26 protein-coding genes, 1 tRNA gene and 1 pseudogene are annotated in these 25,393 nt (G+C 66.5%); 12 read left to right on the top strand and 16 right to left on the bottom strand.

The window, feature by feature from the left end; all coding sequences use genetic code 11:
• Positions 1-188: 188 nt before the first annotated feature.
• Positions 189-488, top strand: coding sequence for an antibiotic biosynthesis monooxygenase family protein (locus tag JANGC3_RS0113345; RefSeq protein WP_017876992.1), 300 nt, complete (start codon positions 189-191; stop codon positions 486-488).
• On the opposite strand, the gene JANGC3_RS0113350 is transcribed toward JANGC3_RS0113345, so the two are convergent.
• The gene (locus JANGC3_RS0113350) at positions 485-1,099 is read right to left on the bottom strand and encodes an FMN-dependent NADH-azoreductase (protein ID WP_017876993.1); all 615 of its coding nucleotides are present in this window, start codon (positions 1,097-1,099) and stop codon (positions 485-487) included. The two genes, JANGC3_RS0113345 and JANGC3_RS0113350, sit on opposite strands and share 4 nt — an antisense overlap.
• A gap of 120 nt (positions 1,100-1,219) precedes the next feature.
• Between JANGC3_RS0113350 and JANGC3_RS0113355 the strand changes: the two genes are divergently transcribed.
• Both JANGC3_RS0113355 and JANGC3_RS0113360 read left to right on the top strand, forming a co-directional pair.
• Positions 1,220-2,137 carry a LysR family transcriptional regulator gene (locus tag JANGC3_RS0113355; protein ID WP_017876994.1) on the top strand — a complete coding sequence of 306 codons (918 nt, stop codon included), beginning with the start codon at positions 1,220-1,222 and terminating at the stop codon, positions 2,135-2,137.
• A 126-nt stretch (positions 2,138-2,263) separates the two neighbouring features.
• The gene (locus JANGC3_RS0113360; RefSeq protein WP_017876995.1) at positions 2,264-2,491 is read left to right on the top strand and encodes a hypothetical protein; all 228 of its coding nucleotides are present in this window, start codon (positions 2,264-2,266) and stop codon (positions 2,489-2,491) included.
• 21 nt (positions 2,492-2,512) lie between these two features.
• Here JANGC3_RS0113360 and JANGC3_RS0113365 read toward each other — a convergent pair whose 3' ends face one another.
• The 3 genes from JANGC3_RS0113365 to JANGC3_RS30825 all read right to left on the bottom strand — a co-directional run bounded on the left by JANGC3_RS0113365 (position 2,513) and on the right by JANGC3_RS30825 (position 4,898).
• Positions 2,513-2,848: a hypothetical protein gene (locus JANGC3_RS0113365; RefSeq protein ID WP_026132940.1), complete on the bottom strand. Its 336-nt coding sequence runs from the start codon at positions 2,846-2,848 to the stop codon at positions 2,513-2,515.
• Between the two features lie 3 nt (positions 2,849-2,851).
• A complete protein-coding gene (locus JANGC3_RS0113370; protein ID WP_017876997.1) occupies positions 2,852-3,778 on the bottom strand; it encodes a DnaJ C-terminal domain-containing protein in 927 nt (308 codons plus the stop codon).
• 196 nt (positions 3,779-3,974) lie between these two features.
• The gene (locus JANGC3_RS30825; protein WP_017876998.1) at positions 3,975-4,898 is read right to left on the bottom strand and encodes a beta/gamma crystallin-related protein; all 924 of its coding nucleotides are present in this window, start codon (positions 4,896-4,898) and stop codon (positions 3,975-3,977) included.
• A 150-nt stretch (positions 4,899-5,048) separates the two neighbouring features.
• Between JANGC3_RS30825 and JANGC3_RS29270 the strand changes: the two genes are divergently transcribed.
• The 5 genes and pseudogenes from JANGC3_RS29270 (at position 5,049) to JANGC3_RS0113400 (ending at position 9,633) form a co-directional block, all read left to right on the top strand.
• Entirely contained in the window at positions 5,049-6,500 is a 1,452-nt protein-coding gene (locus tag JANGC3_RS29270) for an MATE family efflux transporter (RefSeq protein ID WP_017876999.1), read from the top strand.
• 47 nt (positions 6,501-6,547) lie between these two features.
• Positions 6,548-6,748: pseudogene (locus JANGC3_RS0113385) on the top strand (PhzF family phenazine biosynthesis protein); the annotation flags it as partial.
• A gap of 121 nt (positions 6,749-6,869) precedes the next feature.
• Positions 6,870-7,664 carry a spermidine synthase gene (locus JANGC3_RS0113390; protein WP_017877001.1) on the top strand — a complete coding sequence of 265 codons (795 nt, stop codon included), beginning with the start codon at positions 6,870-6,872 and terminating at the stop codon, positions 7,662-7,664.
• A 46-nt stretch (positions 7,665-7,710) separates the two neighbouring features.
• Positions 7,711-9,492: a GspE/PulE family protein gene (locus JANGC3_RS0113395; RefSeq protein ID WP_017877002.1), complete on the top strand. Its 1,782-nt coding sequence runs from the start codon at positions 7,711-7,713 to the stop codon at positions 9,490-9,492.
• A gap of 65 nt (positions 9,493-9,557) precedes the next feature.
• Positions 9,558-9,633, top strand: a tRNA-Lys gene (locus JANGC3_RS0113400).
• A 345-nt stretch (positions 9,634-9,978) separates the two neighbouring features.
• Here the strand turns inward: JANGC3_RS0113400 and cysS are convergent.
• Positions 9,979-11,349, bottom strand: a complete 1,371-nt coding sequence (cysS, locus tag JANGC3_RS0113410) for a cysteine--tRNA ligase (protein ID WP_026132941.1) — start codon at positions 11,347-11,349, stop codon at positions 9,979-9,981.
• A gap of 265 nt (positions 11,350-11,614) precedes the next feature.
• Between cysS and JANGC3_RS0113415 the strand changes: the two genes are divergently transcribed.
• Positions 11,615-11,806: a hypothetical protein gene (locus JANGC3_RS0113415; RefSeq protein WP_017877005.1), complete on the top strand. Its 192-nt coding sequence runs from the start codon at positions 11,615-11,617 to the stop codon at positions 11,804-11,806.
• Positions 11,807-11,813: 7 nt separating this feature from the next.
• On the opposite strand, the gene JANGC3_RS29275 is transcribed toward JANGC3_RS0113415, so the two are convergent.
• Entirely contained in the window at positions 11,814-12,287 is a 474-nt protein-coding gene (locus JANGC3_RS29275) for an Lrp/AsnC family transcriptional regulator (protein WP_017877006.1), read from the bottom strand.
• A gap of 119 nt (positions 12,288-12,406) precedes the next feature.
• On the opposite strand from JANGC3_RS29275, the gene JANGC3_RS0113425 reads away from it, so the two are divergent.
• Positions 12,407-12,907: a hypothetical protein gene (locus JANGC3_RS0113425; RefSeq protein ID WP_026132942.1), complete on the top strand. Its 501-nt coding sequence runs from the start codon at positions 12,407-12,409 to the stop codon at positions 12,905-12,907.
• Here the strand turns inward: JANGC3_RS0113425 and JANGC3_RS0113430 are convergent.
• Positions 12,904-13,464 carry a cysteine hydrolase family protein gene (locus JANGC3_RS0113430; RefSeq protein WP_026132943.1) on the bottom strand — a complete coding sequence of 187 codons (561 nt, stop codon included), beginning with the start codon at positions 13,462-13,464 and terminating at the stop codon, positions 12,904-12,906. The two genes, JANGC3_RS0113425 and JANGC3_RS0113430, sit on opposite strands and share 4 nt — an antisense overlap.
• A 116-nt stretch (positions 13,465-13,580) precedes the next feature.
• On the opposite strand from JANGC3_RS0113430, the gene JANGC3_RS0113435 reads away from it, so the two are divergent.
• The gene (locus tag JANGC3_RS0113435) at positions 13,581-14,495 is read left to right on the top strand and encodes a LysR family transcriptional regulator (protein ID WP_026132944.1); all 915 of its coding nucleotides are present in this window, start codon (positions 13,581-13,583) and stop codon (positions 14,493-14,495) included.
• A gap of 265 nt (positions 14,496-14,760) precedes the next feature.
• Here the strand turns inward: JANGC3_RS0113435 and JANGC3_RS30830 are convergent, their stop codons facing one another.
• The 8 genes from JANGC3_RS30830 to JANGC3_RS0113480 all read right to left on the bottom strand — a co-directional run bounded on the left by JANGC3_RS30830 (position 14,761) and on the right by JANGC3_RS0113480 (position 22,801).
• On the bottom strand, positions 14,761-15,876 hold the full coding sequence (locus JANGC3_RS30830; protein WP_017877011.1) for an ATP-grasp domain-containing protein: 1,116 nt from the start codon (positions 15,874-15,876) through the stop codon (positions 14,761-14,763).
• Positions 15,877-15,971: 95 nt separating this feature from the next.
• Positions 15,972-16,160, bottom strand: a complete 189-nt coding sequence (locus tag JANGC3_RS0113450) for a hypothetical protein (protein ID WP_017877012.1) — start codon at positions 16,158-16,160, stop codon at positions 15,972-15,974.
• Positions 16,161-16,212: 52 nt separating this feature from the next.
• Positions 16,213-16,398, bottom strand: coding sequence for a hypothetical protein (locus tag JANGC3_RS0113455; protein WP_017877013.1), 186 nt, complete (start codon positions 16,396-16,398; stop codon positions 16,213-16,215).
• Positions 16,399-16,503: 105 nt separating this feature from the next.
• Positions 16,504-18,678, bottom strand: coding sequence for a peptidase domain-containing ABC transporter (locus JANGC3_RS0113460; protein ID WP_017877014.1), 2,175 nt, complete (start codon positions 18,676-18,678; stop codon positions 16,504-16,506).
• Positions 18,675-19,955: an HlyD family secretion protein gene (locus JANGC3_RS0113465; RefSeq protein ID WP_035787699.1), complete on the bottom strand. Its 1,281-nt coding sequence runs from the start codon at positions 19,953-19,955 to the stop codon at positions 18,675-18,677. The genes JANGC3_RS0113460 and JANGC3_RS0113465 overlap by 4 nt, the downstream gene beginning before the upstream one ends.
• Before the next feature lie 380 nt (positions 19,956-20,335).
• Positions 20,336-21,130, bottom strand: coding sequence for a BON domain-containing protein (locus JANGC3_RS0113470; RefSeq protein ID WP_035787702.1), 795 nt, complete (start codon positions 21,128-21,130; stop codon positions 20,336-20,338).
• 107 nt (positions 21,131-21,237) lie between these two features.
• A complete protein-coding gene (locus tag JANGC3_RS0113475) occupies positions 21,238-21,933 on the bottom strand; it encodes a hypothetical protein (protein ID WP_017877017.1) in 696 nt (231 codons plus the stop codon).
• A gap of 268 nt (positions 21,934-22,201) precedes the next feature.
• Entirely contained in the window at positions 22,202-22,801 is a 600-nt protein-coding gene (locus JANGC3_RS0113480; protein WP_026132946.1) for a short chain dehydrogenase, read from the bottom strand.
• 115 nt (positions 22,802-22,916) lie between these two features.
• Between JANGC3_RS0113480 and JANGC3_RS0113485 the strand changes: the two genes are divergently transcribed.
• Positions 22,917-23,810 carry a LysR family transcriptional regulator gene (locus tag JANGC3_RS0113485; RefSeq protein ID WP_017877019.1) on the top strand — a complete coding sequence of 298 codons (894 nt, stop codon included), beginning with the start codon at positions 22,917-22,919 and terminating at the stop codon, positions 23,808-23,810.
• Between the two features lie 113 nt (positions 23,811-23,923).
• On the opposite strand, the gene JANGC3_RS0113490 is transcribed toward JANGC3_RS0113485, so the two are convergent.
• On the bottom strand, positions 23,924-25,357 hold the full coding sequence (locus tag JANGC3_RS0113490) for an efflux transporter outer membrane subunit (protein ID WP_035787705.1): 1,434 nt from the start codon (positions 25,355-25,357) through the stop codon (positions 23,924-23,926).
• Positions 25,358-25,393: the final 36 nt, after the last annotated feature.

A 25,393-nucleotide genomic window follows, 5' to 3' on the forward strand; every position in this document is an offset into this window, starting at 1 on the left:
GCCCGGACGGACCGGCCCACGCCCTTATAGTAGCGCTTCTTGCACCTTGCAGCAGATTATCGTTTCGCTATCGTTTTTTTGCCGGCTGCGGCAAGGGATCAGGCCAGGCACGCAACGCTATCAGCGCCCGCGTGCGCGCCGCTTGCTTCTTTAGGGCAAAATGTCCGTTCTCAACCAAGGACACTGTCATGATTTTTGAAATCGCCCACATCCACATCAAATCCGCCACCCACGCCGCCTTCGAAGCGGCCGTCGCCGAAGCGGTGCCGCTGTTCCGCCGCGCCGTCGGCTGCCTGTCGATGGCGCTGGAACGCTCGATCGAGCACGGCGACCACTACCGCCTGGTGGTGGGCTGGCAAACGCTGGAGAACCACACCGTGGACTTCCGCGGCAGCGCCGACTTCCTCGAATGGCGCCGGCTGGTGGGCGGCTTCTTCGAGGCGCCGCCGCAGGTCGAACATATGAACACGGTGCTGACCGGGTTCTAAGCCGGCGCCAGTTCGGCGATCGCGGCGCGGCTCTTCGCCAGCGTGGCGGCCACGGCCGCCTCGCCCATTGCCACGCCTTCGGCCTGGATGAAGGTGATCTCGGTGATGCCGAGGAAGCCGAGCACCGCGCGCAGGTAGGTCGACAGGTGGTCGTAGCCGGCGCCGGGGCCTTCGCTGTAGATGCCACCGCTGGCGGTGAAGATATAGACTTTTTTGCCGGTGGCCAGGCCAACCGGGCCGTTGGCGGTGTATTCAAAGGTGCGGCCGGCGCGGGCGACATGGTCGATCCAGGCCTTCAACGTCGAACTGACGGAAAAGTTGTACATCGGCGCGGCGATCACCAGCACGTCGGCGGCCAGCAATTCGCCGACCAGCGCGTCCGATACCTTCACCAGTTCGGCCGCCTGCGCCGAGCGCTGCTCGGTCGGCGTGAAGAAGGCGCCCATCATGGCTTCGTCCAGGTGCGGCACCGGCGCGGCGGCCAAGTCGCGCTCGACGATGCTATCGCCCGGCTGGGCGGCGCGCCACGTGGCGATGAATTCGCCCGACAATTGGCGCGACAGGGAACCGTTGTTGCGCACGCTGCTATTGATGTGGAGTACGTTTGCCATGATAGAGATTCCTTCAAATTCGGTTGAACGTCAGATTTGTTGATTGCGTTCATCTTAGTTCCGCATTAGCATCGATGGAATCCATTAAATTCAAATCGTTAGCATCGATATTCTAGATATATGCGTGAACCCGGCCTGCCCTCCCTCGACCAACTACGTGTTTTCATCGCCGTCATCGACGCCGGCGGCTTCGCCCACGCCGCGCGCCAGTTGCACCGCACCCAATCGGTGATCAGCTACACCATTGCCAACCTGGAGGAACAGCTCAACGTCGTGCTGCTCGACCGCGGCAAGCGCAAGCCGACCCTGACCGAGGCCGGCAAGGCGCTGCTGGCCGACGCCCGCGCGGTGTCGCTGAAGGTCGACGGCATGCGCGCGCGCGCCAAGGCGCTGGCCGGCGGGCTGGAGGCGGAGGTGGCGCTGGTGGTCGACGTGATGTTTCCGACCTGCGTGCTGGTCGAGGCGCTGGAGGCGTTCCAGCTCGAGTTCCCCACCGTCGCGCTGCGCCTGCGGGTGGAGGCGATGGGCGCGGTCACGCAACTGGTGCTGGACCGCACCTGCCACATCGGCGTGGGCGGCTGGATGCCGGTGACGGCCGACGCGATCGAGCGGCTGGCCTCCGGCCACGTGCGGATGATGCCGGTGGCGGCGCCCGGGCACCCGCTGGCGCAGCTGCCCGGGCCGATTCCGACCTCGCTGGCGCGCGAACACACCCAACTGGTGCTGACCGACCGCAGCGCGCTGACCGAGGGCCGGGATTTCGGCGTGCTGGCGCTGCGCAATTGGCGCTTGAGCGACCTCGGCTCGAAGCACGCGCTGCTGCGCGCCGGCCTGGGCTGGGGCAGCATGCCCGAGGCGATGGTGCGCGAAGACCTGGCCAGCGGCCGGCTGGTGCGGCTGCGCCTCGGCGACGGCGACGTGATGCATTTTCCGATCCACCTGATCCACCGCGGCGACCAGCAGCCGGGTCCGGCGGCACAGTGGCTGGTGGAGCGCTTCGCGGCGCAACTGCCGCAATTGCTGGCGCGCGGCTTTTAGGTAGCGCGGTTTTTCCGCTCGGGTTGGCCGGAACGGCGTAACCCGAGCGGCGTCGGCGGCGGCCCCGCGCCGGCTCACGCGCTGCTATATGATAGGCACGAATTTAACTCAGCTACAGGGAACGCGATGGCCGCAATTGACGATTTCATCAACAAGCAAAAGGATGGCGCGCGCTTCGTCATCACGGCGCAAATGCTGCGCCTGCCGGTGCAGCAGTTCGACAGTCTGGCGCTAGGCTGGATCGCCGATGGCGGCCCCGGCTTTTCAGTCAGCGGCGTGCCGCACCGGGTCGTCGTCGACGGCCGCTTTTTTATCAGCCGTCTGACCGTGGTCAAGGACGGCGCCCCGGTCTGAACGCGGCGGCCATGGCGTCGCCTAGCCGAGGCCGGCCGCCCGCAGCCGCGCCCGCAGCCGCCTGACCTCCTCCGACAGGTCCACCACCAGCGCCGCCAGGTGCTCGTCGGCGTCGAAGGCGCGCTCGATGTCGCGCAGCCGGCGCGCCCGCACCAGGTCAACGCTGGTGAAACGCCAGCCGGACGCCGGCGCCCCCGGTGGCGCCGGCGGTACCGGCTGCGGCGGTCCGCCCAGGATGCCGGTGGCGGCCCGCTCCAGCACCCATGCCGGCTCGACCGCGCAGGCGCGCGCCATTTCCTCCACCGTCAGCGCCGACTCTTCCAGCATGACGCCAGTCACAATCTTTGCTTGTCCCATGATTTACGCTCCCATTTTCTGGCGCGGATTGAATGCCATCTCCTTCGCCATGGTTTCATATAATTCGCGCGCCCGGGCGCTGTGCGCCGGCGGTAGCACGAGTTCGAGCAGCAGGTACAGGTCGCCGGCCGGGTTGCCGGGAACGCCGCGCCCCTTCAGGCGCAGCTTGCGCCCGCCTTGCGAGTGTTCCGGCACCGTCACCGTCACCGTGCCCGACGGCGTGGGCACGTCGATTTGCGCACCCAGCGCGGCTTCCCACGGCGCCACCGGCACGGTGGCAAAGACGTCGCGGCCCTCGACCCGGTAGCGCGGGTCCGGCTTGAAATGGATTTCCAGGTACAGGTCGCCGGCCGCCGCGCCGCCGCGGCCCGGCTGGCCCTGTCCGCTCAGGCGCAATTGCTGGCCCTCGGTGACGCCTTTTGGAATGCTGACGTCGAGGTTGCGCTCGCGCGTGACGACGCGGCCGCGCGCGTCCGCCTCCGGCGCGCGCAGCGTGATCGTGCGGGTGGCGCCGCGGTAGCTGTCGGCCAGGTCGATGACGATGCTGGCGTGGCTGTCCTCGCCGCGCGCGGCGGCGCCGCCGCCACGGCGGCGCCCGCCCAGGTGGGCGAACAGGTCGGAGAAGAAGTCGTCGTCGCCGGCCGCGCCGGTCCTGCCGGACGGGTCGAAACCGGACGGCCAGTCCGGCGGCGTGCGAAATGGCTGGCCGGGGCGCTGGCCGCGCCCCAGCTCATCGTAGGCGGCGCGCTTGTCGGCGTCGCCCAGCACGCCGTAGGCCTCGTTCAATTCCTTGGTGCGCTTGTCGGCGTCGGCCTCCTTGCTGACATCCGGATGGTATTTTCGGATCAGCTTGCGGTAGGCTTTCTTGATTTCATCTTCCGTGGCGGCCTTCTCCAGCCCCAGGGTCTTGTAGTAGTCCTTGTATTCCAATGCTGCGCTCCTCAGGTTCGCCCGCGCGCGGGCCGATTGCCATGGCGGTATGGTCAAGCCAGTGTAAACGATGCGGGCGCGCGCCAGCGCAACGCTGGCGGTAATAGCGGGGCCAACTGAAGCAATCGACGCCAAGGGCGTCGGCCCGGGATCGCCCCCCCGAGGCTCTGGCCCCGGTTTGACGCCCTTGGTTTTTTCAGCGCACGCGGCGCGCCGACGAGATGCGCTTGTTCATGCCGTCCAGGCGCGGATACCGGCCCGGGCCGTACACCACGCAGCGGCCGCCGAACTCGGCGTGTTCGCAGAACTCCCACTGGCCCGCGTTGACGACGATCGAGCCGGCCTTGTCGTTGAAGTTAAACTCGCCGAAGTTGCTCGCGTCGCGCAACAGCGGCGCCGGACGGCCGCGCATGTCGCCGTGCTCAAACAGTACCACCGGCGCCTCGTCGCCGCGGCCGCGCCAGTCGTCGCGCCCACGCTCGTCGCGCCCGTCACGGCCGCCGTCGTCGACCAGGCGCGCCGACGAGACGCGTCCGTTCAGCTCGCGGCCAACGTCGCGGTAAGCACCCGGCTCGAACACCCGGCAGACGCCGCGGTAGTCGGCGTCGCTGCACAACTGCCAGCTGCCTTCCTCGACCTGCAGGCTGGAGGCGCGGTCGTTGAAGCCGATTTCATTGAAATCGCCGGTGTCGCGCACGACGCGGGTCGAGTCGCCGCGCAAGTCGGGCGCACTGAACAACTCCAGCATGCCGCGCCGGCCGTGCCGCTCGCGCCCGCCGTGGCCGTGGCCGCGGCCGCCGTCGCGCCCGCCCAGCTCGCGCACCGACGAGATCTGGTCGTTGAAGCGCTCCATGGTGGGGTACTCGCCCGGCTCGACCACGGTGCAGCCGCCGCTGAAGTCGGCGTCGACGCACACTTCCCAGCGGCCCGAGCGCACCCGCATGCTCGAGGCGCGGTCGTTGAAGCCCAGCTCCGACAGGTCCGGCGTGGCGCCGCGCAAGGTCACCTCGCGGCCGTTGAAATTACTGTGCGTGTACAGCGACAATTCGCCCGCTTGCGCGGCGCCCTGGCCGAAGAGGGCGGCGCCCAGCAGCAGCGCGCCGCTCAGTGTGATGTTCATGTGGGTTCTCCTGATTTATTGTAAAACGATGTCGTCAATACGCTTGCGACAGCAACGCGCCGGCGCGCGCTTTCGCCTACATGCAATTGTAATAATTTTATACAAGCGCCATTTCCCGTAGAATTGGCGGTTTCGTCAAGCTCGAGCGCCATGCCCCACACCACCGCCTTCACATTATCCGCCATCCGCGCCGAAGCGTCCGCCCTGTGGCGCCTGGCCTGGCCGATGCTCATCGGCCAGCTCGCCACCGTCGGCATGGGCGTGGCCGACGTCGCCATGAGCGGCCACGCCAGCGCCGAGGAATTGGCGGCGGTGTCGCTGGGCGCGTCGATCTGGTCGATCGTGCTGGTCACCATCACCGGCATCATGATGGCGATCAATTCCGTCGTCGCCCACGAGTTCGGCGCCGGCCGCATCGAGCGCGTGCCGCACATCGTGCGCCAGTCGATGTGGAAGGCGCTCGGCGTCGGCCTGGCCGGCTGCCTGCTGGCCAACCTGGTCACCGTGGTGTTCGACCACCTGTACCTGAGCGACGAGGTGAACGCCAAGGCCTCGCTGTTCGTGCACATCATCAGCACCGGCCTGCCGGCGCTGGCGGCCTACCGCGCGCTGTACGGCTACAGCACCAGCATCAACCAGACCAAGCCGGTGATGGTGATCGCCTTGGGCGCGCTGGCGCTTAACGTGCTGATCAACTGGCTGCTGATCTACGGCCACTGGGGCCTGCCGCAAATGGGCGGGGTCGGCTGCGCGGTCGCCACCAGCGCCTGCATGTGGCTGATGCTGGCGGCGATGCTGCTGTGGATGCGCCACGCGCCGGCCTACCGCGCCACCTATCCGTTCACGCACTGGGAATGGCCGCACTGGCCGGAGATCGGCAGCATGCTGCGCCTCGGCCTGCCGATCGGCGTGACCTACTTCGCCGAAGTCAGCGCCTTCGGCGTCATCAGCCTGCTGGTGGCGCGCTACGGCGTGGTGCAGGTGTCGGCGCACCAGATCGCGCTGAACTTCTCGTCGGTGGTGTTCATGGTCCCGCTGACCTTCGGCATCGCCCTGGTGACCCGGGTCGGCCACGCCATCGGCGAGGGCAATCCGCGCAAGGCCCGCTTCGTCTCCTGGATCGGGGTGGCGATGGCGCTGGCGGCGGCGGTGCTGTCGGCCATCGGCATCACGCTGTTCCGCCACCAGATCGCGCAGGCCTACACGTCCGACCCGGCGGTGCAGCAACTGTGCGCGCAACTGCTGCTGTTCGCCGCCATTTTCCAGCTGTCGGACGCCACCCAGGTGGCGACCTCGTGCGCGATCCGCGGCTACAAGGTGACGCGCCCGGCGATGCTGATCCAACTACTGGCGTTCTGGGGCGTCTCGCTGCCGCTCGGCTACGTGCTGGGGTTGGCGCCGGCCGGCCTGCCGTGGGCGCCGGCCGCGCCGATGGCGGCCAGCGGCTTTTGGATCGGCCTGGTGCTGGGCCTGACGGTGGCGGCGCTGCTGCTGACCTGGTATTTGAACCGCCTGTCGCTGCGCTGCATGCGCGAGGCGGAGGCCGAGCCGGCGGCCGCGGCCGGGCGCGGCGCCGGCTCCGGCCCCAAGGTCGCCACGTAAATTCGGCGTATCCCCGCACTGTATCCCCCCACTATCAGGAGTCCACAATGGCAGAGATGCGCCGTTTCAAGCAAGTCGACGTATTCAGCCGGGCGCCGTTCAAAGGCAATCCGCTGGCGGTGATCCTCGACGCCGAGGGCCTGGGCGACGCGCAGATGCAGGCCATCGCGCGCTGGACCAATCTGTCCGAAACCACCTTCGTGCTGCCGGCCAGCGACCCGGCCGCCGACTACCGCGTGCGCATCTTCCCCGGCGCCGCCCCGACATTCACGCCCGAAATCAAGGTTGTTGCGCGCCGGCGCGCGCCGGTTTCCCTTGCTTTGCCGCAAGGCATCGCGGGATAATGGGGCAATCTATCAGGCCATCCCTATGCTCATCAAACGAAAATCGATCGAAAAAGAAGAATCCTCGCGCCCGCCGCGCCCGCCCGCTCCGCGCAAAGCCAAGTACGCGCCGGTGACGCTGTCGGAGATGAACGGGGTGCGCTACCTGCACTTCGGCACCGAATGGGTGCAGGGCGCGATGCGCATCCGCAAGCCCGACTGGCTGGAACTGGAATACGCCCAGCAAATGATGGCCTGGATGCTGTGGATCGAACAGCCGCTGCGCATCGCCCAACTGGGTTTGGGCACGGCCGCGCTGACCAAGTTCTGCTACCGCCAGTTCCCCGCCGCGCAGGTGCGCGCGGTCGAGCTGAACCCGGCCGTGATCACCGTGTGCGAGTCGATGTTCAAGCTGCCGCCGAACGATGAACGTCTGGCCGTGCTGGAAATGGACGCGCTCGACTTCGTCAACGACGCCGCCAACCACGCCGCCTTCGACGCGCTGCAAGTGGATTTGTACGACGCCACCGCGCGCGGCCCGGTGCTCGACAGCGCCGACTTCTACAGCGCCTGCGCCGCCTGCCTGGCGCCGCACGGCATCATGACGGTGAACCTGTTCGGCGACCATCCGAGCTACGCGAAAAACCTGAAAGCGATGAAATTTGCGTTCGGCCATGTCATCTGCCTGCCGGAGGTGCATGATGGCAACGTCGTGGCCATCGCTTTCAAGAGCAAGCCCGCGCTCGACGCCGCGGCGCTGGCCGCGCGCGCCGCGCAAATCGTCGCCGACAGCAAGCTGCCCGCCAAATCCTGGGTCAAGGGCATCCACAGCGCGGTGTGACCCGGCCGGGGCGCGGCCAGCTGATTTTGTGCAAAGAAAGTAGCGAATGAAGAATGGGTCCCCCAAAGCGCTCGACCTGCAACAAATCTTCACCTGGCTGCTGGCCGACGGCCTGGTCGACAAGGCCGACGTCAAGGCCAACTACGCGCAGGCCCTGGGCATCCTGAAAAACATCGTCGGCGCGATGCACCCGCTGTGCGCGGTGGCGCACTGCAAGCTGGCCTCGGCGCTGGCGCCGCACAAGGCGCTGACCCTGGACGCGCTGTGCGAATGGCTGGCCGGGCGCGTCGCCCTGCCCTTCATCCGCATCGACCCGCTCAAGGTCGATTTCACCAAGGTCGCCGACGTCATGTCGGCCAGCTACGCGGCGCGCTTCAACATCCTGCCGGTCGAGCTGAGCGCGCACACGCTGGTGATCGCCACCACGGAGCCGTTCGCGCTCGAGTGGGAGGCGGAAATCGCCAAGATCTCGCGGCGCGCCATCAAACTGGTGATCGCCAACCCTCTCGACATCGCCCAGTACATCTCGCAATTTTTCAGCCTGGCCAAGTCGATCAAGAACGCCAACAAGTCGACCGGCCAAGATCTGCAGCTGCGCAACAACTTCGAGCAACTGGTTGAACTCGGGCGCAACAACAAACAGGTCGACGCCAACGACCAGCACGTCATCAATATCGTCGACTGGCTGTGGCAATACGCCTTCGAGCAGCGCGCCTCCGACATCCACCTGGAGCCGAAGCGCGACGTCGGCTCGGTGCGTTTTCGCATCGACGGCGTGCTGCACCAGGTCTACCAGGTGCCGGCCGTGGTGATGCTGGCGATGACGTCGCGCATCAAGCTGCTGGGGCGCATGGACGTGATCGAAAAGCGCCGCCCGCAGGACGGCCGCATCAAGACCCGCACCGCCGGCGGCCAGGAAGTCGAGCTGCGCCTGTCGACGCTGCCGACGGCCTTCGGCGAAAAGTTGGTGATGCGCATTTTCGACCCGGAAGTGGTGGTCAAGACGCTGCCGGAGCTGGGTTTCCCGGCCGACGACGCGGCGCGCTGGGACGCGCTGACCAGCCGGCCGCACGGCATCATCCTGGTGACCGGCCCGACCGGTTCGGGCAAGACCACCACGCTGTATACGACGTTGAAGGCGCTGGCGACGTCCGAGGTCAACGTCTGCACGGTGGAAGACCCGATCGAGATGGTCGAGCCGGCCTTTAACCAGATGCAGGTGCAGCCGGGCATCGAGCTGTCGTTCGCCGACGGCGTGCGGGCCTTGATGCGGCAAGACCCGGACATCATCATGGTCGGCGAGATCCGCGACCTGGCCACGGCCGAAATGGCGATCCAGGCGGCGCTGACCGGCCACCTGGTGCTATCGACGCTGCACACCAACGACGCGCCGTCGGCCGTCATGCGCCTGCTCGAGCTGGGCGTGCCCTACTACCTGCTGGAGGCGACCTTGATCGGCGTGATGGCGCAGCGCCTGGTGCGCACCCTGTGCCCGGACTGCAAGAGCGGCGACGGCGAGATCACCGACGACATCTGGCACAGCATCGGCGGCGCCTGGAACCTGCCCAAGCCGGCGCGGGTGTACCGCCCGGTCGGCTGCCCGGAATGCCGCCAGACCGGCTACCGCGGCCGCACCGGTATTTACGAGCTGCTCGGCATCACCGACGCCTTCAGCGCCCAGGTGCGCGAACGTACCGACATCCACGCGCTGCGCCGGCAAAGCGTGGCCGACGGCATGAAGCCGCTGCGCATCGCCGGCGCCTTCAAGATCATCGAAGGCATCACCAGCGCCGAGGAAGTGCTGAAAGTGACGGCCGCATTGTCTTGAATTGAACTTTCTTGCGCAAACCCTTTGCGTTAATTTTCACAGGGTATATAATGCGGCCTCTTTCGGGGTCGTTAGCTCAGCTGGTAGAGCAGCGGACTTTTAATCCGTTGGTCGCAGGTTCGAATCCCGCACGGCCTACCACGAATTCAGCAGTACCAAAAAAGACTTACCCGCTTCGGCGCGTAAGTCTTTTTTGCTTTAATGGTTCGTCAATTGGAGCGTATTTTCCGCGATGAGCACACGCTCTTGCACAGACTTTTCAGGAAAATCCTGTGGTACGTCAGCGCTTGCGCGGCATCGCTCTGCCGTTCGAGCTTGTCGATGAAGTAGCGGAAAATCAGGCGGTCCCCCACCACCACGTCGCCCCGTCCCAATGAAGAGCAGCTTGTTTGGGCTGGTGAGCGTGGTCGCGGCGTTTTGAAAGTGCCAGTAAAGTAGTCTTGGCCGCCGCTCCTTCGATCGCCCCTACGCCATACCCGGCGTCACTCACATTTTGCGTGCTTGCTGGCCCTGGGCCGTATCGTCCAGTTCGTAGCCGATTTCCCGCGCTTGTAGACGTAGTCGATCGGCGTCCGACCAGCGTCGCTCATTTCTGGCCAGCTCGCGTTGCGCCATCAATTCAAGCAACGCCGGTGGAATACTGACAACGGCGGGTTGCCACAGAACGAGCCGCAGGCCAAACGTTTCGTCAAAGCGCAATATCGTCGCCTTTTTTACCCCGTCGGGCAGCTCGCTTTTCAGCAATTCCCACGCCAGCGCGAGCGCCCGCGGCATGTTCAGGTCCTTGCTGATTTCGGCTCCGAAACGCGCCAGATAATCGTCGTCGGCTACGCCCGGCGCGCCTAAGCGAACCACCAGCATCCTCATGCGATCCAATCCGTTCGCCGCGCTGCTTAAGGCATCGTCGGTAAAATTCAATTGGCTGCGATAGTGCGTGGTCAGGCACAGATAACGGTAAGCCAACGGATCGATACCGCGATCAAGCAGCGTTTGTAGGTGCACGAACATTCCCGATTTCGACATCTTATCGCCGTCGCTTTTCAGGAAGGCCCCATGCAGCCAGAAATTGGCCGCGCGCGTTCCATATCGGGCCTCGGATTGGGCGATTTCGTTACTGTGATGCACCGGAACGTGATCTTCGCCGCCGCAATGAATATCGAAATATTCACCCAAATGCCGGGCCGACATCGCCGAGCATTCAATATGCCAGCCGGGGAAGCCGACGCCCCATGGGCTGCTCCATTCCATTTGGCGCACGCCGGGGGTGCCGCTGAATTTCCATAACGCGAAATCGGTGAGGTGCTTTTTTTCGCCAATGTCGACCCGTTTACCGGATTGCAAGCCGGCTCGATCCAACCGCGCCAAATAGCCGTAGTCCGCCTGCCGGGAGGTGTCGAAATAAATGCCGTCGGCGGTACGGTAGGTGTAGCCCTTGCGCTCCAGGTCGGCGATGAATTCGATTTGCTCGGCGATATGGTCGGTGGCGTGGCACCATGTGCCGGGCGCCTGGATGTTCAACAACGCCAGGTCTTCTTTGAACGCCCGCGTGTACTCCTGGGCGATTTCCCACGCCGATCGTCCTGTGCGCAAGCTGCCTTTCTCCATTTTGTCGTCGCCGGTATCCTGATCGGACGTCAAGTGCCCGACATCGGTAATGTTCATCACGTGCTTGACCTGGAATCCACTGTATTCCAAGGTGCGCCGCAGGAAGTCGACAAACAGATAGGTGCGTAGATTGCCGATATGGGCGTGGTCATACACTGTCGGACCGCATGCATACAGGCCGATTCGGCCCGGCTCAATGCCGTGGAGTTCGCGCAGCTTGCGCGTGTACGTGTCATATAAGTGAAGTGCCATGCCGCTTTCCCGATGAGGTGTGACTGGAAACAAAAAGGGCCACAGGTTTTTCAACGCTGTGGCCCTTGAGGAATGTGAACGTACTATCGCTATGCGACGCTCTCCCCAAGCGCAGCCTCACAACACAGCACGAAGGCGGTGATGGCGGTTGGCGGGAACAGGTTGAATTTCATATATCTAATATCACACAGGCCGGGGGCACTCGTCAAGTCGTGAAAAAAACAATTCAGGTAGACTCCAGCAGCCGTATCAACACTGAGGATAAATGATGTCACTGGGCGACTTTGATGATGGAAACCTGGCTCGGCGCCTGAAAAAAATCCCGGGGGTTTTGTACGGGCGGCTACCGCTGATGGTCCGCCTGGCCTTGCGCGAGCAGGTATTCCTCACGTTCATGCTGGCGAACCGCACCCGGATACCGGAACGGTTTGTCGTCGGACCGACGCGCAAATTGTAGCAGCCCGTCAACGGGTCTTGGAAGCGGCCAGCGGCAGCTGCGCCCCCGCCAAACGGGGGCGGTCTTCGAACTGCGAGGATAAAACGATGGACGTGGTGGTCTTGCCGATCTCCCCGAGCGATTTGATCAGCGCCTGCAAATGCTCGGGCGCCGTCACCGCAAGGCGGATCAAGGCGCAATGGCTGCCCGTGGTGGTGTGCAGCGCCAGCACTTCCGGATGCGCGGCGGCCCACGCATCGAGCGCATCATGCGACTCGACGGTAACGTTGACGAACGCCTCGAAACTGTAGCCCAAAGCCCGCAAGTTCAAGCGCGCCGTGAACCCCTCGATCACGCCCGCCTCTTGCAGCCGGCGCACCCGCTCGGTGACCGCCGGCGCGGTGAGGTGAATCCTGCGCCCGATTTCCGAATAGCCGAGTCGGGCGTCGTCTTGTAAAAGCGCAAGGATCTTGCGGTCGTAAGCGTCCAGTTCAAAACTCAAGGAAAACCTTTCAAAAAACCTTTAATAGCACCGGTGTCGCGCGGCAAAGACCGTTGATGTCGCATTGGCCACGGCGCCGCGCAGTTCTATCATATATTCCTTTTACCCATCCCATGCAAATGAATCAACTTAGCCGCAACGGCATCCAGGCTTTCGATTTCCTGCTTGGCCACTGGCACGTCGAGAACCGGCGCCTGCGCAAGCGCCTGCAGGACAACCACGAATGGGAAACCTTCGACGCCATCCAGCACAACCAGGCGCTGCCCGCCGGCATCGGCAACTACGACGACTTCGTCGCCGGCAACTGGCGACCCGGTTTTGTCGGCATGTCGCTGCGCCTGTTCAACCCGCAAACCGGGTTGTGGAGCATTTATTGGCTCGACAACCAGAACGCCGGCTTGAGTGCCGCCGGGATATTGCTGCCGCCCGTGGTCGGCCAGTTCGAGAACGGCGTCGGCGTCTTCGAATGCGAGGACGAACTGGACGGAAAACCGATCCGGGTGCGCTATACCTGGTCGGACCTCCAGCCCGACAGCGCCCGCTGGGAGCAGGCGATGTCGCCGGACCAGGGCAAGACCTGGGAAATGAACTGGCGTATGTTATTCCGCAGAGCCACTTAGAGCATGTCGAGCACGGCGGCGGCGCTCAGCACCGTCGCGAACTCGCCGTGCAGGCTGGCCAGCGCGGTGTCGTGCATCTGTTCGGCGCTGAAGCGGCGGCCGTCCGGCCCAACCCGCCCGAACGTCGCGGTGGCGTCCGCCACGAGGTAGGTGTCGAAGCCGAAATTGCCCGCCATCCGCGTGGTCGTCGACACGCAGTGGTCGGTCGTGATGCCGACGATCACCAGGGTGGTGGCGGCGCGCGCGCGCAGGCGCCGCTCCAGGTCGGTGCCGATAAAGGCGCTGTTGACCTGCTTGTCGATCACCGGCTCGCCGGGCAAGGCCTGCGCCTCCGGCTTGACCTGGAAGCCGGGCTGGTCCGGATGGAACAGGCTATCCGCCCGCGCCGAGCGGTGCCGCACGTGGATGACCGGTCGCTGCGTGTTGCGCCAGCCGGCCAGCAAGGCGGCGATGTTGGCTTCGGCCTGGGGATTGTTGCGGCCGCCCCAGCTGGCGTCGTTGAAGGCTTGCTGCACGTCGATCACGATCAACACGGCGCCCAAGGGGAATGGCTTCATATTGCGTCCTTTTTTGTGGGGGATAACGAGAATCCCATGGTGCGGCGGCGCCCGCTCGGCCACAACCGAATTCGCCTATACTTGGCGCTTATCCATGAAGGATTTCGATTGCCGAAATGAACAAACCTAAGCTCAATCAGCTTGAAATGCTGGTGGCGGTCGCCGATACCGGCAGTTTTGGCGCCGCCGCGGCCGAGCTGGCCTGTACCCAATCGCGCATCAGCCACGCCATCACGGAATTGGAGGCGTGCCTGGGGGCGCGTCTGCTGACGCGCTCGCGCACCGGTTGCGCGCCCACCGAGGCCGGCCAGCGCGTGCTGGCCAAGGCGCGCCAGATGTTGCGCCTGGCGGCCGGCCTGGCCGGGGCGGCGGACGTCGGCGCCGGGCTGGTCGGGCGCGTGCGCATCGCCTGCTTCCGCAGTGTCGCCACCCATGTGCTGCCGCAGGCATTGGCGGCGCTTGCCGTCGAGTATCCGGGCATCCGCGTCGACATCGACGACAGTTGCGAAGAGCGCCAACAGGTCGCGCGCGCGGTGGCGGACGGACGCGCCGAGATCGGCATCGGCCAGTTGCCCGTCGCCGCGGACCTGCTGGTGCGCAATTATGTGGCCGATTCCTATGTGCTGGTGGTGCCGGCCTCGTTCGCCGCGCGCGCGCCGCTGTCGTGGGACCAACTCAAGGACTTGCCGTATATCCAGCTCGACTGTAGCGGCGCGCTGGCGGTGCTAGCGCAATGCCGCGCGGCCGGCTTCGCGGCCGAGCCGTCGCGCACGCTGGCGACCGACAGCGCCGTCGCGGCCATGGTCGGGCTCGGCCTCGCGTATTCGATACTGCCGAGACTGGCCGTGTTTCCCGAGCCGCAAGGCGTGCGCGTCGTCGACCTGCCGATTGCGGCGAAGCGCCAGTTCGCGCTACTCGCCCTGCCCGGCACCGCGCGCCTGGAGGCGGTGGACATCGTGCTGCGCTATGTCGGCAACAAACGCATCGTCGGCGACAGCCCGGCGTTTCGCGCCGGACTGCTGGCCTGGTAGGGGCACGCCGCTCCCCTTTACTGCGACGCCAGCTCGTGCAATTGCCTGGCGCGCCACTGCGTCTGCTTGGCCTCGTCCTTGGTCACGGTGGTGAAGTCGCTGATGCCGCCTTGATTGCTGGCCGCTGCCAGTCGCGTACAACATGATCAGCACGCTAGGCTGCGCTTGGGCGAACGCGCAATGGCGCACCCGCTGCCAGTCGGCTTGGCCGGCGCCGGCCTGGTTTTTGCTGTCGTAATACAGCGCTTCGGCGTCGCCCCCCCGCTCAAGCGCCGGGGCGCGGCGGGTCGGGCGTGAACAGGGACTCTTCCGGCGCCGTGCCGCGCCGTTCGAGTAGCTTGAACTCGGCGAAACTGGCCGACTGGTAGTAGTCGGCCAGCCGCAGCGGCGGCACTTGCCGGCCCACGCCGCCGCCGGCCAGCAGGCGGCAGAAGGTGTCGAGCATCGGCAGGTCCGGCGCGATGCCCTCCTTCCACAGGAACTGGCCGGCTTCGTTAATTTCCAGGAAGACGGCTTCGCCGTCGGGGCGCACGATCAGGTCGATACAACCGAACGCCAGGCCGAGCCTGCGGCATAGCGCCAGGCAGCGCGCGGCCAGCTCGGGCGCCAGCTCGACCGGCGTCAGCGGGACCTGCCCCAACACGCCGCTGTAACGCCAGTCCACGCTCGGCCCTGCGGCTTGGCTGTGGATCGCGCCAGCCACCAGGCGCTCGCCCATCACCGTCACGCGCAGCTCGTAGTCGGTGTCGACCTGTTGCTGGAAAATGCCGGGGCAGGCCCGCACCGCCTCCTCATGCGCCAGGTCCTGGGCCGCCAGCGCGGCCGTACGCAGCATCGTCGTCGAGCCGTCGCCATGGTCCCAGCCGCCCGGCTGGAACGCCTTGTAGATGATCTTGCCGCCGTGCTTGCGGTAGAACTGCCGCACCTTGTCGATTTCGTTGCCGATCAGGGTGTCCGGGATCGGCAAGCCGACCGCCCTGGCGGCCAGCAGTTGCAGCGTCTTGTGGTTGGCATGGCGCGCCTCGTCGATGCCGTTCACCCACAGCGTGCCGGGATGGGCGATGAAAGGGGCGACGTTGCGCAGGTAGGCCAGCGACTCGTCGCGGATCACCTTCAGGTCGGCCGGGTGGCTGGCCGCGCGCGGCGCCGGCTTGCCGGGGCGGCGGTTCCAGACCGCGTCGAACGGGCGGCTGTGGACGGCGCCGTCCAGCGTCAGTTCAAGGCGCGCGTCGCCGCCCGAATCGAGGTAGAACGAGGCGCTGTCGGCGCGCGGAAAAGCCGACCAGCGCCACAACACCGGCTCGCAGCCGAGGGCGCGCAAGCCCCAGCCCACCGCGGCCGCGTGCAGGTCGTCGGCTTCACTAATGATCAGGATCGTCATGGTTTGAACAGTAGACAGGAATGGATGGAAGGACAAGGCCCGCCGCCACGGCGGCGGGCCTTGTGCCGCTACGGCGCCAGCCGGCGCCGTAGCGTTTACAGCGTTGGATCCGGCCCCATGTCCAGGTACACCACTTCGTTGCCGATGCGGTGAGGCCGCGTGCCGACATTACCGCCGCTCGACGCGGCGCCGGCGACGGCCGCCGCCTCCTCGGCGCTGATCCCACGCCCGACCGTGCGGCCCAGGATACGGTGCGTGCCTTCTTTTTGCTGTTGTTTCATCATTGCTCCATTGGTTTGACGGTGGCCGGCTAGCGGACCCGGAGTTGTGCGCCGCTTAGTTCCCGCCCCAGTCGCCATAGGCCCACTCGCGCCCGCCGATGACGAACGGCATCGTGCCTTCCGGATCGGGCGCTGGCATGCCGCCGGCGCCGATGCTCGCCGCTTCCTCGGCGCTGATTTCACGTCCCACCGTGCGGCCCAGAATGCGCTGCGCCGGTACTTCTTGCTTGACTTCTTTCATGGTTGCCTCATAAAAAAACATGGCCGTCAGTGATGGCCGGCATGACGGGCCAGGGGCGCCACGCCGGGTACAGCTTTCCAGCGGACTGGAAACGAAATTCGCCGTTCAGGCCTGCGCCTGCGCCTCGCGCTCGGCCTGGCGCAGGTCGCGCACCACCGCGCCCTTGTCCAGTTCCACCACCCGCGCCGCCGAGCGTATCGTCTCGGCCCGGTGCGCGACGATCACGCGCGTCAGCGACAGCGCGTTGATGGCCTGGTTCACGGCCTGCTCCCTGGCGCCGTCGAGGTGGCTGGTGGCCTCGTCGAGGAACAGGATGCGCGGGCGCTTGTAGAGCGCGCGCGCCAGTAACAGCCGCTGCTTCTGGCCGCCCGACAGGCTGGTGCCCATGTCGCCGATCAGGGTCTGGCTGCCCATCGGCATCGCCGCGATCTCCTCGGCCAGGGCGGCGGCGGCGATGCATTGCTGCAACCACGGCAGGTCCACCTGCAAGTCGAAAAAGCTGATGTTCTCGGCGATGCTGCCGCTGAGCAGCTGGTCGTCCTGCATCACCGCGCCGATCAGCGCGCGGTAGCGGCGCGCCCCCAGTTGCGCCAGCGGCACGCCGCCGACCAGGATCTCGCCGCGGCTCGGCTCCAGCAGGCCCAGCAGCAGCTTCAGCAGGGTCGTCTTGCCACAGCCCGACGGCCCCACCAGCGCCAGCGATTCGCCGGCGCGGATGGTCAGGCTCAGCTCGCTCAGCACCCACGGTTCGATGTCCGAGTAGCGGAACCACAGCCCGCGCACCTCGATCGAGGTGTCGGCCGGCTCGCGCCGCTGGCCCGGCTCGGCCGCCGCGCCGGCCTCCTCCGGCGCGCTGAGCACGATGTCGGCCAGGCGCTCGCCCTGCAGCGACAGCATCTTCAGTTCCAGCCACTTGTCGATCAGCGAATAAACCCGCCCGGTGAAGGTGGTCTTGTAGCTGATGAAGGCGTACAGCATGCCGACCGAGAACACGTTGTCCATCACCAGGCGCGCGCCGAGGAAGACGATGAGGATGTTTTCGGCGCCCGCCAGCAAGGTGTGCGCCGAGTTAAAGCCGAGCGTCATGCGCTGGGTGGCGATGTGCCGGTTGGTCGCCGCGCCCAGCGCGTTGAGCCAGCGCGCGCGGCGCTCGTCCTGGTGGTTGAACAGCTTGATGGCCTGGATGCCGCGGATCGATTCGAGGAACAGCGACTGCTCGCGCGCCTGCAAGTTGATCTGCTCCTCGCTGGCGGCGCGGTACGGGCGGTAAAAGGCGCAGCGCAGCGCGGCGTACAGCAACAGCGCCGCCAGCACCACCGCGCTCAGGGCGGGACTGTAGGCCAGCAGCATGGCCAGCGTGGCCAGCGCCAGCAAGCCGTCGAGGATGGCCTCGACGAAATTGGCCGACAGCGTGCGCTGGATCGCCTGCACCGCGCCGAAGCGCGAGACGACGTCGCCCAGGTGGCGCTTTTCAAAATAATGCATCGGCAGCCGGATCAGGTGGGTGAACACGTTCGCCAACCATTGCAGGTTCAGGTGGGTGCTCAGGTACAGCACCATCCACGAGCGGAACACCGACAGCGCCGTCTGTACCAGCATCAGCAGGCCGAAGCCCAGCGCCAGCATGGTCAGCAGGTCGCGGTCGGCCGACAGGATGGCGCCGTCAACCACCAGTTGCATGAAAAACGGCCCGACCAGCGCGAACGCCTCGAGCGCCAGCGCCAGCACGAAGATCTGCGCCAGCGAGCGTTTCAGGCCGGTGGCGCTGCCCATCATCTGGCGTAGGCTGATGCGCTGCTTGTCCTCTTCGCGGCGGAAGCCGGGCGTTGGCGTCAGTTCCAGCACCACGCCGGTAAAGCTGGCCGACACCTCGGCCATTGACAGCGTCAGCTGGCCGCGCGCCGGGTCGTGCACGACGATGCCGGCGGGCGCGCCGCCGCCCTTGCGCAGCACTTTCTTGAGGACCACGAAATGGTTCAGGTTCCAATGCAGCAGGCACGGCGTGGGCAGCTGCGGCAGGTCGCCCAGTTCGATGCGGATCGGCCGCGACGACAGCGCCAGCGCCGAGGCGATGTCCATCACGCCCTTCAGCGTCGAGCCGCGCAGGCCGACAGTGAAGCGCCGGCGCAGGCTCAGCAAGTCGGTGCGGTAGCCGTGATACCCGGCCACCATCGCCAGGCAGGCCAGGCCGCACTCGGCCGCCTCGCCCTGCAGCACCAGCGGCAGGCGCTGGCCGAAGCCGAAGTGGAGCCTGGGCAGCGCGAAGCCGGCGCCGCTCATACCTTGCCCTTCAGGCTGTAGACCGGTTCCAGCAGCCACTCCAGCAGCGAACGGCGGTCCTGCAACACGTCGGCGTCGAGCTGCATGCCGGCGCTCAGCGCCTGCGCCTTGCCGTAGCTGCTGATCGACTGCCGCGCCAGCGCCACGCGGACCCGGTACATGCCCTCGCGCGCGGCGCCGATCTCGCTCGCCACCAGTTGCGCCGGCATGTCCTGCGCCAGCAGCGCGCTGCGCGACACTTCGGTGACGCGGCCCTCGTGCTGGCCGAATTTTTGGTAGGGAAAGGCGGCGTAGCGGATCGACACCTTCTGGCCGGCCTCGATGAAGCCGACCGCGCGGCTGGGCACGTACAATTGCGCCTCAAGCACGGCGCCGGCCGGCAAAATCGTCAACAGGGTCTGGTTGCCGGCGCTGTGGCCCGGCTCGGCCAGGATCGCCGTCACGGTGCCGGCCTGCGGCGCGGTGACCAGGAACCGGCGGCGCGCTTGCGTGCTCAGGCTTTGCTGCTCCAGTTCGAGCACCTGGCGGCCCAGCTGGGTTTGCTCGCGCGCGCTCTTGCCGGCCAGCGCGGCCAGCTCGCTTTGGGTGTTGCCCAGCTCGCGCAGCAGGCCCAGGCGGCTGCGCTGCGCGCTTTGCAGGCGGCCCTGCTGGTCGAGCAACTCGTCGTTTTTTTGCTGCAGCGCCAGGCTCGAAATGAAACCCTGGGCCTGCATCTGCACGTTGCGCTGGTACTGCGACTGGGCCGACTTCAGGCGCGCCGACTGGGTGGCGATCTCCTGGTCCAGCTGGGCGATTTCGGCGCCCAGGCCGGCGCCGGCGCGGGCCAGTTGCTCGGCCTGGCGCGCGGCGATGCGCCCGGCTTGGGCGCGCTCCTCGGCGACGCTGTCCTGGCGCGCGCGCAGGGTGCGCAAAATCGCGCCCTGGCTCTCGGTCTGGGCGTCGCGCCCCGGCGCCGGCGCCATCTGCAATTCGCTCGACACCACATACAGCACCTCGCCGGCGCGCACCTGCTGGCCCTCGCGCACGCGGCGCTCGACGATCAGGCCGGGCTGCGGCGACTGGATGCGCACCAGGCCCGCGTCGGGTACCAGCAAACCGCCGACCTGGACCCGTTTGGTGTAGTGGGCGCCAAACAAAAAGGCCAACAACAGCGCGGTGCTGAGGGCGGCGAACGCGGTCAGCAGGGCGAAGCTGAGCGGACGCAGCAGCACGACATTGCCATACCACGCGCTACGCTGCGCGGTCAGCACTTCAGGGCGGAACAAGGGTGGTTGCATAAGCCCTATCGGCGTTAATTATTTTGTACAGTGAAGAATATTACAACGTAATAAAGCAAGATATTACGAATAAACAAAATATTTTATTTAGACATTGTTGCCAAATAAATATAAGCAAAACCGGATCGCCATGGCAACAAGTAAGCGGCCGCTTATGCCTGCATCGACGTCGACGCCGCCTCACCGAGCCGCCGGATGGCGCAATGCAAAGAGGGGGCGCCGCGCATGCGTGCCCCCTCCCGTTTTGCCGCCGCGTGGCGCGGCGGGCGTGTTTTGTGACGCGCCTAGGCCACTAGCGCCGCCGGCAACGCAGCAGCGCCGTCAAAAAGGAACCCTTGCTTGGCTGTCAGCGCCGCCGGCCCGCTAGCGGTTTTCCATGCTTACTTATTGGCATTGACCTTCAAGGCGCTCTTGACGTCCTTGACGCCGTCGACGCTGCGCGCCAACCGCTCCGCCTTTTGCGCCTCGGTCTGCGACGGCACGAAACCGCTAAGCATGACGACGCCGTCAACGGTCTCGACATGCACGTCCATCGCCTTCAAATCCGGGTCCCTGACCAGGTCGGCCTTGATCTTGGTCGTGATGACCGTATCGGCCACCACGTGTTTGGCCGAACCGCTGGTGCGGCGGGTCAGGCAGGCGGTCTTCTCGCCGGCGCTCATCGTCTCGCAATTTTCCATCGCGCCGGGGGTGGTGCCGGTCGAGGCGTTGCGTTCGTCCTGGCCGGCGCCGCTGCTGCCCATGGCGCCGCTGGTACCGGCCGAGCGGGTGCCGGACTTGGCGTCCGTCAGCGCCGCCATCCGGGCCGACTTGGCTTCGCTGGCACAGGCGCCGCGATCGGCGGCGCCGCGCTCGGCGCATTTGGCCTTGGCCAGGTCATACTCGGCGTTGGCCAGCGCGGCGCGCGCCTTGCCCAAGTCGCGCGGCGTGTTACGGTACTGGGCGACGGCGTCGGTGTCGGATTTGGCGCGCGCCACCTTGGCTTCCTGCCGGCATACATTGCGGGCGTTGCCGGTCTCCTCGTTACAGCGCGCATAGGCGCTCTTATACTCGCTGGTGGCGCGGTCGCTCAGGCTCTTGTAGGAAGCGCCCTTGTCGTCGGCCGCCGACGCCGAGCCGGCGCAGAACAGGGCGCTGGCGACGCCGGTCAGCGCAAGCATGGTCAATTTAGTCATGATGTTCCCTTTCTGGATTGGTTGACAAGGCAATTTACCCCTCCAGAAACAAGTCCATCTGTGCGCGAACGAACAGTGCGGGCAAATCAAGCCGCGGAACCGAACGCCTACTTGTCGCCGGTCAAACCGCGGCCCCACAGGGCGCCAACCTGGTCGAACGGCGTCGCCGCCGGCGTGAAGGCGGCGCCGTCCCGGGCCAGGTTCAGCCATGCCAGCGTGTCGTGCGAGCCGCCGCTGAGCGAGCCTTCGCGCCGCACGCCGGCGAGCCAGTCGTAGACCTGGACGTAACGGTTCGGATGGCGCAACTGGATCCAGGCCAGCGCCACCAAGTCGGCGAAGCCCTCCTCGCGGCGGGTGTCGCGCAAGCCCTTGGCGTCCCGCAGCAACTCGGGGTTGCCGGCGAACTCCTCGCCGGTCTCGACGAAGCCGGCCGGCAGCGCGTGCCATTCGCCGTGCGCGTAGCGCCAGCAATGGCCGATCTCGTGCGCCGTCATCGCCTCGATCATCAGTGCGTGGTCGGCCCGCGGCAGCGCCGCCAGGACCAGCTCGGTTTGTGGGTTCTCGCGCATCGACAGCACCAGCTTGCAGCGGCCGCCGTCGAAGCCCATCGCCAGCGGCACCGCGCCCGGCGCCGGCTGCGGCTGGACGATGATATCGACGGGCAACTTGATCTGGCGCGCGTACTCCAGCACGGCGGCGCCGGCGCGCAACCAGCCGCGCTCCTGCTCGGTCAGGCCGGACGGCGCGGCGCCGGCGGCGGCGCCGGCCAGCGCCAGCATGGAAAAAACGAAACATTTCAACATGGCTAAGCTCCTGTGCGAGGCCCATACATGAATATCGTCAGCAACTTTAATTTCTTCAGGGAATCCGAGAAAAATATTTCCGCGAGGAAAACTCGACATCATTACGTCCGCGCAACACCACCACGTAAAAGGCCACGGCGAAAAGAAAAAAGCGGAACCCGTAAGGTGCCGCTTTTTCAATGAACGCCAATTGTAATCGACCAACTTTCGCGATACCGCCAGACAATCCTACACTCTGGGGTCCGGTCTCGACATGACGGGTTCCGGCTTACCAGACGCGGTAGACCTGGCCGGTCTGGGCGCCTTCGACGCTGCGGCTGTAGGCCATCGCCACGCGGCTGGCCGGCGCCGCTTCGAAGCCGTGGAAGTAGGGGCCGTAGCTGTCCAGCGATTCTTCCAATACGGTGGCGTTGACGACGTTGATGCGCAGGCCGCGCGGCAGTTCGATCGCCGCGCCGCGCGCGAAGCCTTCGACGGCGGCGTTGACCATGCTCGCGCCGACGCCGTTGCGGATCGGCTGGTCGCTGACGATGCCGCTGGTGAGCGTGATCGAGCCGCCGTCGTTCAGGTGCTGCTGGGCGACCAGCGCGACGTTGACCTGGCCCATCAATTTGCTGTTCAGGCCGACCTGGAATTGCGCCGGGGTGAAGTCGGACAGCGGGCCGAAGTGCAGCGTACCGGCGGCGACCACGACCGCGTCCACTTTACCGGTCTGGGCGAACAGCGCGCGCACTTGGACGATGTCGCTCATGTCGGCCTGGAACTGGCCGCTTTTGCTGCCGACCGCAATAATTTCATGCCGCTGCGCCAGCTCCGCCGCGACTACCTTGCCTACCGTGCCGGTTGCGCCAATAACGATGATTTTCATATTGTTTCCTTTTTTGTTGGTGTGTTTGGATGCGACTGCTTGCAGTATCACCCTGTTCGTTCGGGGAATAAATGCGCTAACATGAAGTACATTACTAAGCAGGAGTGTGTAATCGATGGATAAGTTGCGCAGCATGGAAGTGTTCGTCGCCGTCGTCGACGCCGGCAGTTTCACCGCCGCCGCCGAGGCGTTCATGATGTCGCCGGTGATGGTGGGCAAGCACATCAAGCAGTTGGAGGCGCGCCTGGGCGCGCGCCTGCTCACGCGCACCACGCGGCGCCACGCGCTGACCGAGATCGGGCGGCAGTATTGCGAGCAGTGCCGGGCGATTCTGGCGCAGGTGGCCGCCGCCGAGACCGGCGCCGAGGCGATGCGCGCGCTGCCGCGCGGCTGCCTGAAGCTGTCGGTGCCGGTGTCGTTCGGCAGCGAATGGCTGGCGCCGGCGTTAACCGACTACCTGGCGCTGCATCCGGACGTGAGCGTGGAATTGAGCTTGAACGACCGCCTCGCCGATCTGCTCGACGAGGGTTTCGACGCCGCCGTGCGCATCGGCGCGCTGGGCGACTCGGGCATGGTGGCGCGGCCGCTGCGGCCGTACGGCATGGCGATCTGCGCCGCGCCGGCCTACCTGGCGCGGCGCGGCACGCCGCGCACGCCGGCCGACCTGGCCGGCCATGAATGCCTCGACTACACGCATTGGAACCAGCACGTGCGCTGGCGCCTGAAGGGCGAGACCGGGCAGGCGATCTGGGCCGGCCGCTTCCGCTCGAACAACGGCCAGGCGCTGCGCATGGCGGCGCTGCACGGCTTCGGGGTGGTGATGCAGGCCGAGATCTTGCTGGCCCAGGATATCGCGGCGGGGCGCCTGGTCGCGCTGCTGGAGGATTACGTACCGACGCCGCGGCCGATGCACCTGGTGTACCCGCGCGACCGCCAGGCGACGCCGAAGATGACCACCTTCATCGACTTCATGCTGGCGCGCTTCGGGCCGGGCGCGGCCTTGTTTTGAATTGCCGGCGCCGCGAACCACAGTAAAACCACAGACAAACAACCGGGCTCAGACCTTCAGATCTGACCCCGGGGTGACGCCGTTGGTGTAAACCGGGTTTGCGGCGCGCACCGTTACCGCGCCGCCGGCGCCTGCCAGCCGGCGCCCAGCGCGCGCGCCACCGCCACCGTCGCCAGCAGGCGCTGTGTGCCGATCTGCACCGCGGCGCGGTCCGCCGCCAGCGAGCTGCGCTGGGCGTCGGTGACGTCGAGGTAGTTCGACACGCCGCGCTCGTAGCGCGCCCGCGCCACCAGGTGGGCGCGCGCCGCCGCCTGTTGCGACAGCTGTTGGGCCTGGCCCTGCAACTGGCGCTGCTCCAGGTCCGACAGCGCGTCCTCCACTTCGCGCAGCGCCGTCAGCAGCTTGCCTTCGTGGTTGGCCAGCGCCTCCTCGTAGCGCGCCTTCGACAGCGCCAGGTTGGCGCGGTTGCGCCCGCCGTCGAAAATCGGCAGCGTCAGCGCCAGCGGTCCGACGCTGAACTGGCGCGAACCGCCCTGCGCCAGCTCGCGCAGGTTTTCCGAGGCGTAGCCGAAGTTGCCGGTCAATTGCAGCGTCGGGTAGAACGCGCCCTCGGCCACGCCAACCTGGGCGTTGGCGGCGCGCAGGTTGGCGACGCTGCCGGCCAGGTCGGGCCGCTGCGCCAACAGCGAAGCCGGCAGGCCGACCGGAATCGCCGGCGGCTGCGGCAACGCCGCCGCGCCGCCCGTCGCCGCCCCGGCCGCCGGCAGTTGCAGCGCCGCCGGCGCCACCCCGGTCAGCGTCGCCAGGCCGTGTTCGAGCAGGGTGCGCTGGCGTTTGACTTCGTGCAGGTCGGCCTGGGCGTTGGCGTGTTCGACGCGGGCGCGCGCCAGGTCCAGTTCATTGGTCAGGCCGGCGTTGAAGCGCGCCTCGATCAGCTGCGCCGACTCGCGCCGGGTATCCAGCGCGCCGGCCAGGATCGCCATCTCGGCGTCCAGCCCGCGCAATTGCCAGTAGTTGCTGGCCACCTGCGCCGACAGCATCAGCAGCACGCCGTCGCGGTCGGCCTCGGCCGCCAGCGCCTGCGCGTCGGCCGCTTCGACCAGGCGCCGCACCCGGCCCAGCAGGTCGAGCTCATACGACATCGCCGCGCCCAGCGCGTAGTTGTTGCCGCTGATCGAACGCCCGCCCAGCGCCAGGCTTTGCGAGGTGTTCGCCGAGGTGCGCGAGTTCGCCACCGAGGCGTTGACGCCCAGCGTCGGCGTTTGCCCGACGCGCGCCACGCCGGCTTGCGCCTGCGCTTGCAGCAGGCGCTGCGCGGCCGCCTTCACGCTCGGGTTGTCGCGCAGCGCGCTGCGTTCGAGCCGGTCCAGGGTGGCGTCGCCGAACACGCTCCACCAGTCCGACGGTAAGCGCGCGTCGCCGGCTGCCCCCGCCGCCTGGTGGCGGAAGGCGGCGCCGTCGAGGTTTTTCGGGGCGAAGAAATCGTTGCCGACGGTACCGCAGGCGCTCAGTGCCAGGCTCACGGATGCCGCGAGTGTCAGACGCATCAAAGCTGTCATCATGTTGTTACCTCTACTATTCTA

The sequence above is a fragment of the Janthinobacterium sp. CG3 genome (assembly GCF_000344615.1).
Lineage (GTDB): Bacteria > Pseudomonadota > Gammaproteobacteria > Burkholderiales > Burkholderiaceae_D > Janthinobacterium.

What these genes read in the sequence shown, in the direction of transcription:
- JANGC3_RS0113490 (WP_035787705.1), bottom strand. Translation starts at nt 25,357, where the DNA reads ATGCGTCTGACACTCGCGGCATCCGTGAGCCTGGCACTGAGCGCCTGC.
- JANGC3_RS0113345 (WP_017876992.1), top strand. Translation starts at nt 189, where the DNA reads ATGATTTTTGAAATCGCCCACATCCACATCAAATCCGCCACCCACGCC.
- JANGC3_RS0113485 (WP_017877019.1), top strand. Translation starts at nt 22,917, where the DNA reads ATGGATAAGTTGCGCAGCATGGAAGTGTTCGTCGCCGTCGTCGACGCC.
- JANGC3_RS0113355 (WP_017876994.1), top strand. Translation starts at nt 1,220, where the DNA reads ATGCGTGAACCCGGCCTGCCCTCCCTCGACCAACTACGTGTTTTCATC.
- JANGC3_RS0113365 (WP_026132940.1), bottom strand. Translation starts at nt 2,848, where the DNA reads ATGGGACAAGCAAAGATTGTGACTGGCGTCATGCTGGAAGAGTCGGCG.
- JANGC3_RS29270 (WP_017876999.1), top strand. Translation starts at nt 5,049, where the DNA reads ATGCCCCACACCACCGCCTTCACATTATCCGCCATCCGCGCCGAAGCG.
- JANGC3_RS0113455 (WP_017877013.1), bottom strand. Translation starts at nt 16,398, where the DNA reads ATGAAAGAAGTCAAGCAAGAAGTACCGGCGCAGCGCATTCTGGGCCGC.
- JANGC3_RS0113360 (WP_017876995.1), top strand. Translation starts at nt 2,264, where the DNA reads ATGGCCGCAATTGACGATTTCATCAACAAGCAAAAGGATGGCGCGCGC.
- JANGC3_RS0113450 (WP_017877012.1), bottom strand. Translation starts at nt 16,160, where the DNA reads ATGATGAAACAACAGCAAAAAGAAGGCACGCACCGTATCCTGGGCCGC.
- JANGC3_RS0113415 (WP_017877005.1), top strand. Translation starts at nt 11,615, where the DNA reads ATGATGTCACTGGGCGACTTTGATGATGGAAACCTGGCTCGGCGCCTG.
- JANGC3_RS0113480 (WP_026132946.1), bottom strand. Translation starts at nt 22,801, where the DNA reads ATGAAAATCATCGTTATTGGCGCAACCGGCACGGTAGGCAAGGTAGTC.
- JANGC3_RS0113425 (WP_026132942.1), top strand. Translation starts at nt 12,407, where the DNA reads ATGAATCAACTTAGCCGCAACGGCATCCAGGCTTTCGATTTCCTGCTT.
- JANGC3_RS0113430 (WP_026132943.1), bottom strand. Translation starts at nt 13,464, where the DNA reads ATGAAGCCATTCCCCTTGGGCGCCGTGTTGATCGTGATCGACGTGCAG.
- JANGC3_RS0113390 (WP_017877001.1), top strand. Translation starts at nt 6,870, where the DNA reads ATGCTCATCAAACGAAAATCGATCGAAAAAGAAGAATCCTCGCGCCCG.
- JANGC3_RS0113350 (WP_017876993.1), bottom strand. Translation starts at nt 1,099, where the DNA reads ATGGCAAACGTACTCCACATCAATAGCAGCGTGCGCAACAACGGTTCC.
- JANGC3_RS30825 (WP_017876998.1), bottom strand. Translation starts at nt 4,898, where the DNA reads ATGAACATCACACTGAGCGGCGCGCTGCTGCTGGGCGCCGCCCTCTTC.
- JANGC3_RS30830 (WP_017877011.1), bottom strand. Translation starts at nt 15,876, where the DNA reads ATGACGATCCTGATCATTAGTGAAGCCGACGACCTGCACGCGGCCGCG.
- cysS (WP_026132941.1), bottom strand. Translation starts at nt 11,349, where the DNA reads ATGGCACTTCACTTATATGACACGTACACGCGCAAGCTGCGCGAACTC.
- JANGC3_RS0113470 (WP_035787702.1), bottom strand. Translation starts at nt 21,130, where the DNA reads ATGACTAAATTGACCATGCTTGCGCTGACCGGCGTCGCCAGCGCCCTG.
- JANGC3_RS0113460 (WP_017877014.1), bottom strand. Translation starts at nt 18,678, where the DNA reads ATGAGCGGCGCCGGCTTCGCGCTGCCCAGGCTCCACTTCGGCTTCGGC.
- JANGC3_RS0113465 (WP_035787699.1), bottom strand. Translation starts at nt 19,955, where the DNA reads ATGCAACCACCCTTGTTCCGCCCTGAAGTGCTGACCGCGCAGCGTAGC.
- JANGC3_RS0113395 (WP_017877002.1), top strand. Translation starts at nt 7,711, where the DNA reads ATGAAGAATGGGTCCCCCAAAGCGCTCGACCTGCAACAAATCTTCACC.
- JANGC3_RS0113475 (WP_017877017.1), bottom strand. Translation starts at nt 21,933, where the DNA reads ATGTTGAAATGTTTCGTTTTTTCCATGCTGGCGCTGGCCGGCGCCGCC.
- JANGC3_RS0113435 (WP_026132944.1), top strand. Translation starts at nt 13,581, where the DNA reads ATGAACAAACCTAAGCTCAATCAGCTTGAAATGCTGGTGGCGGTCGCC.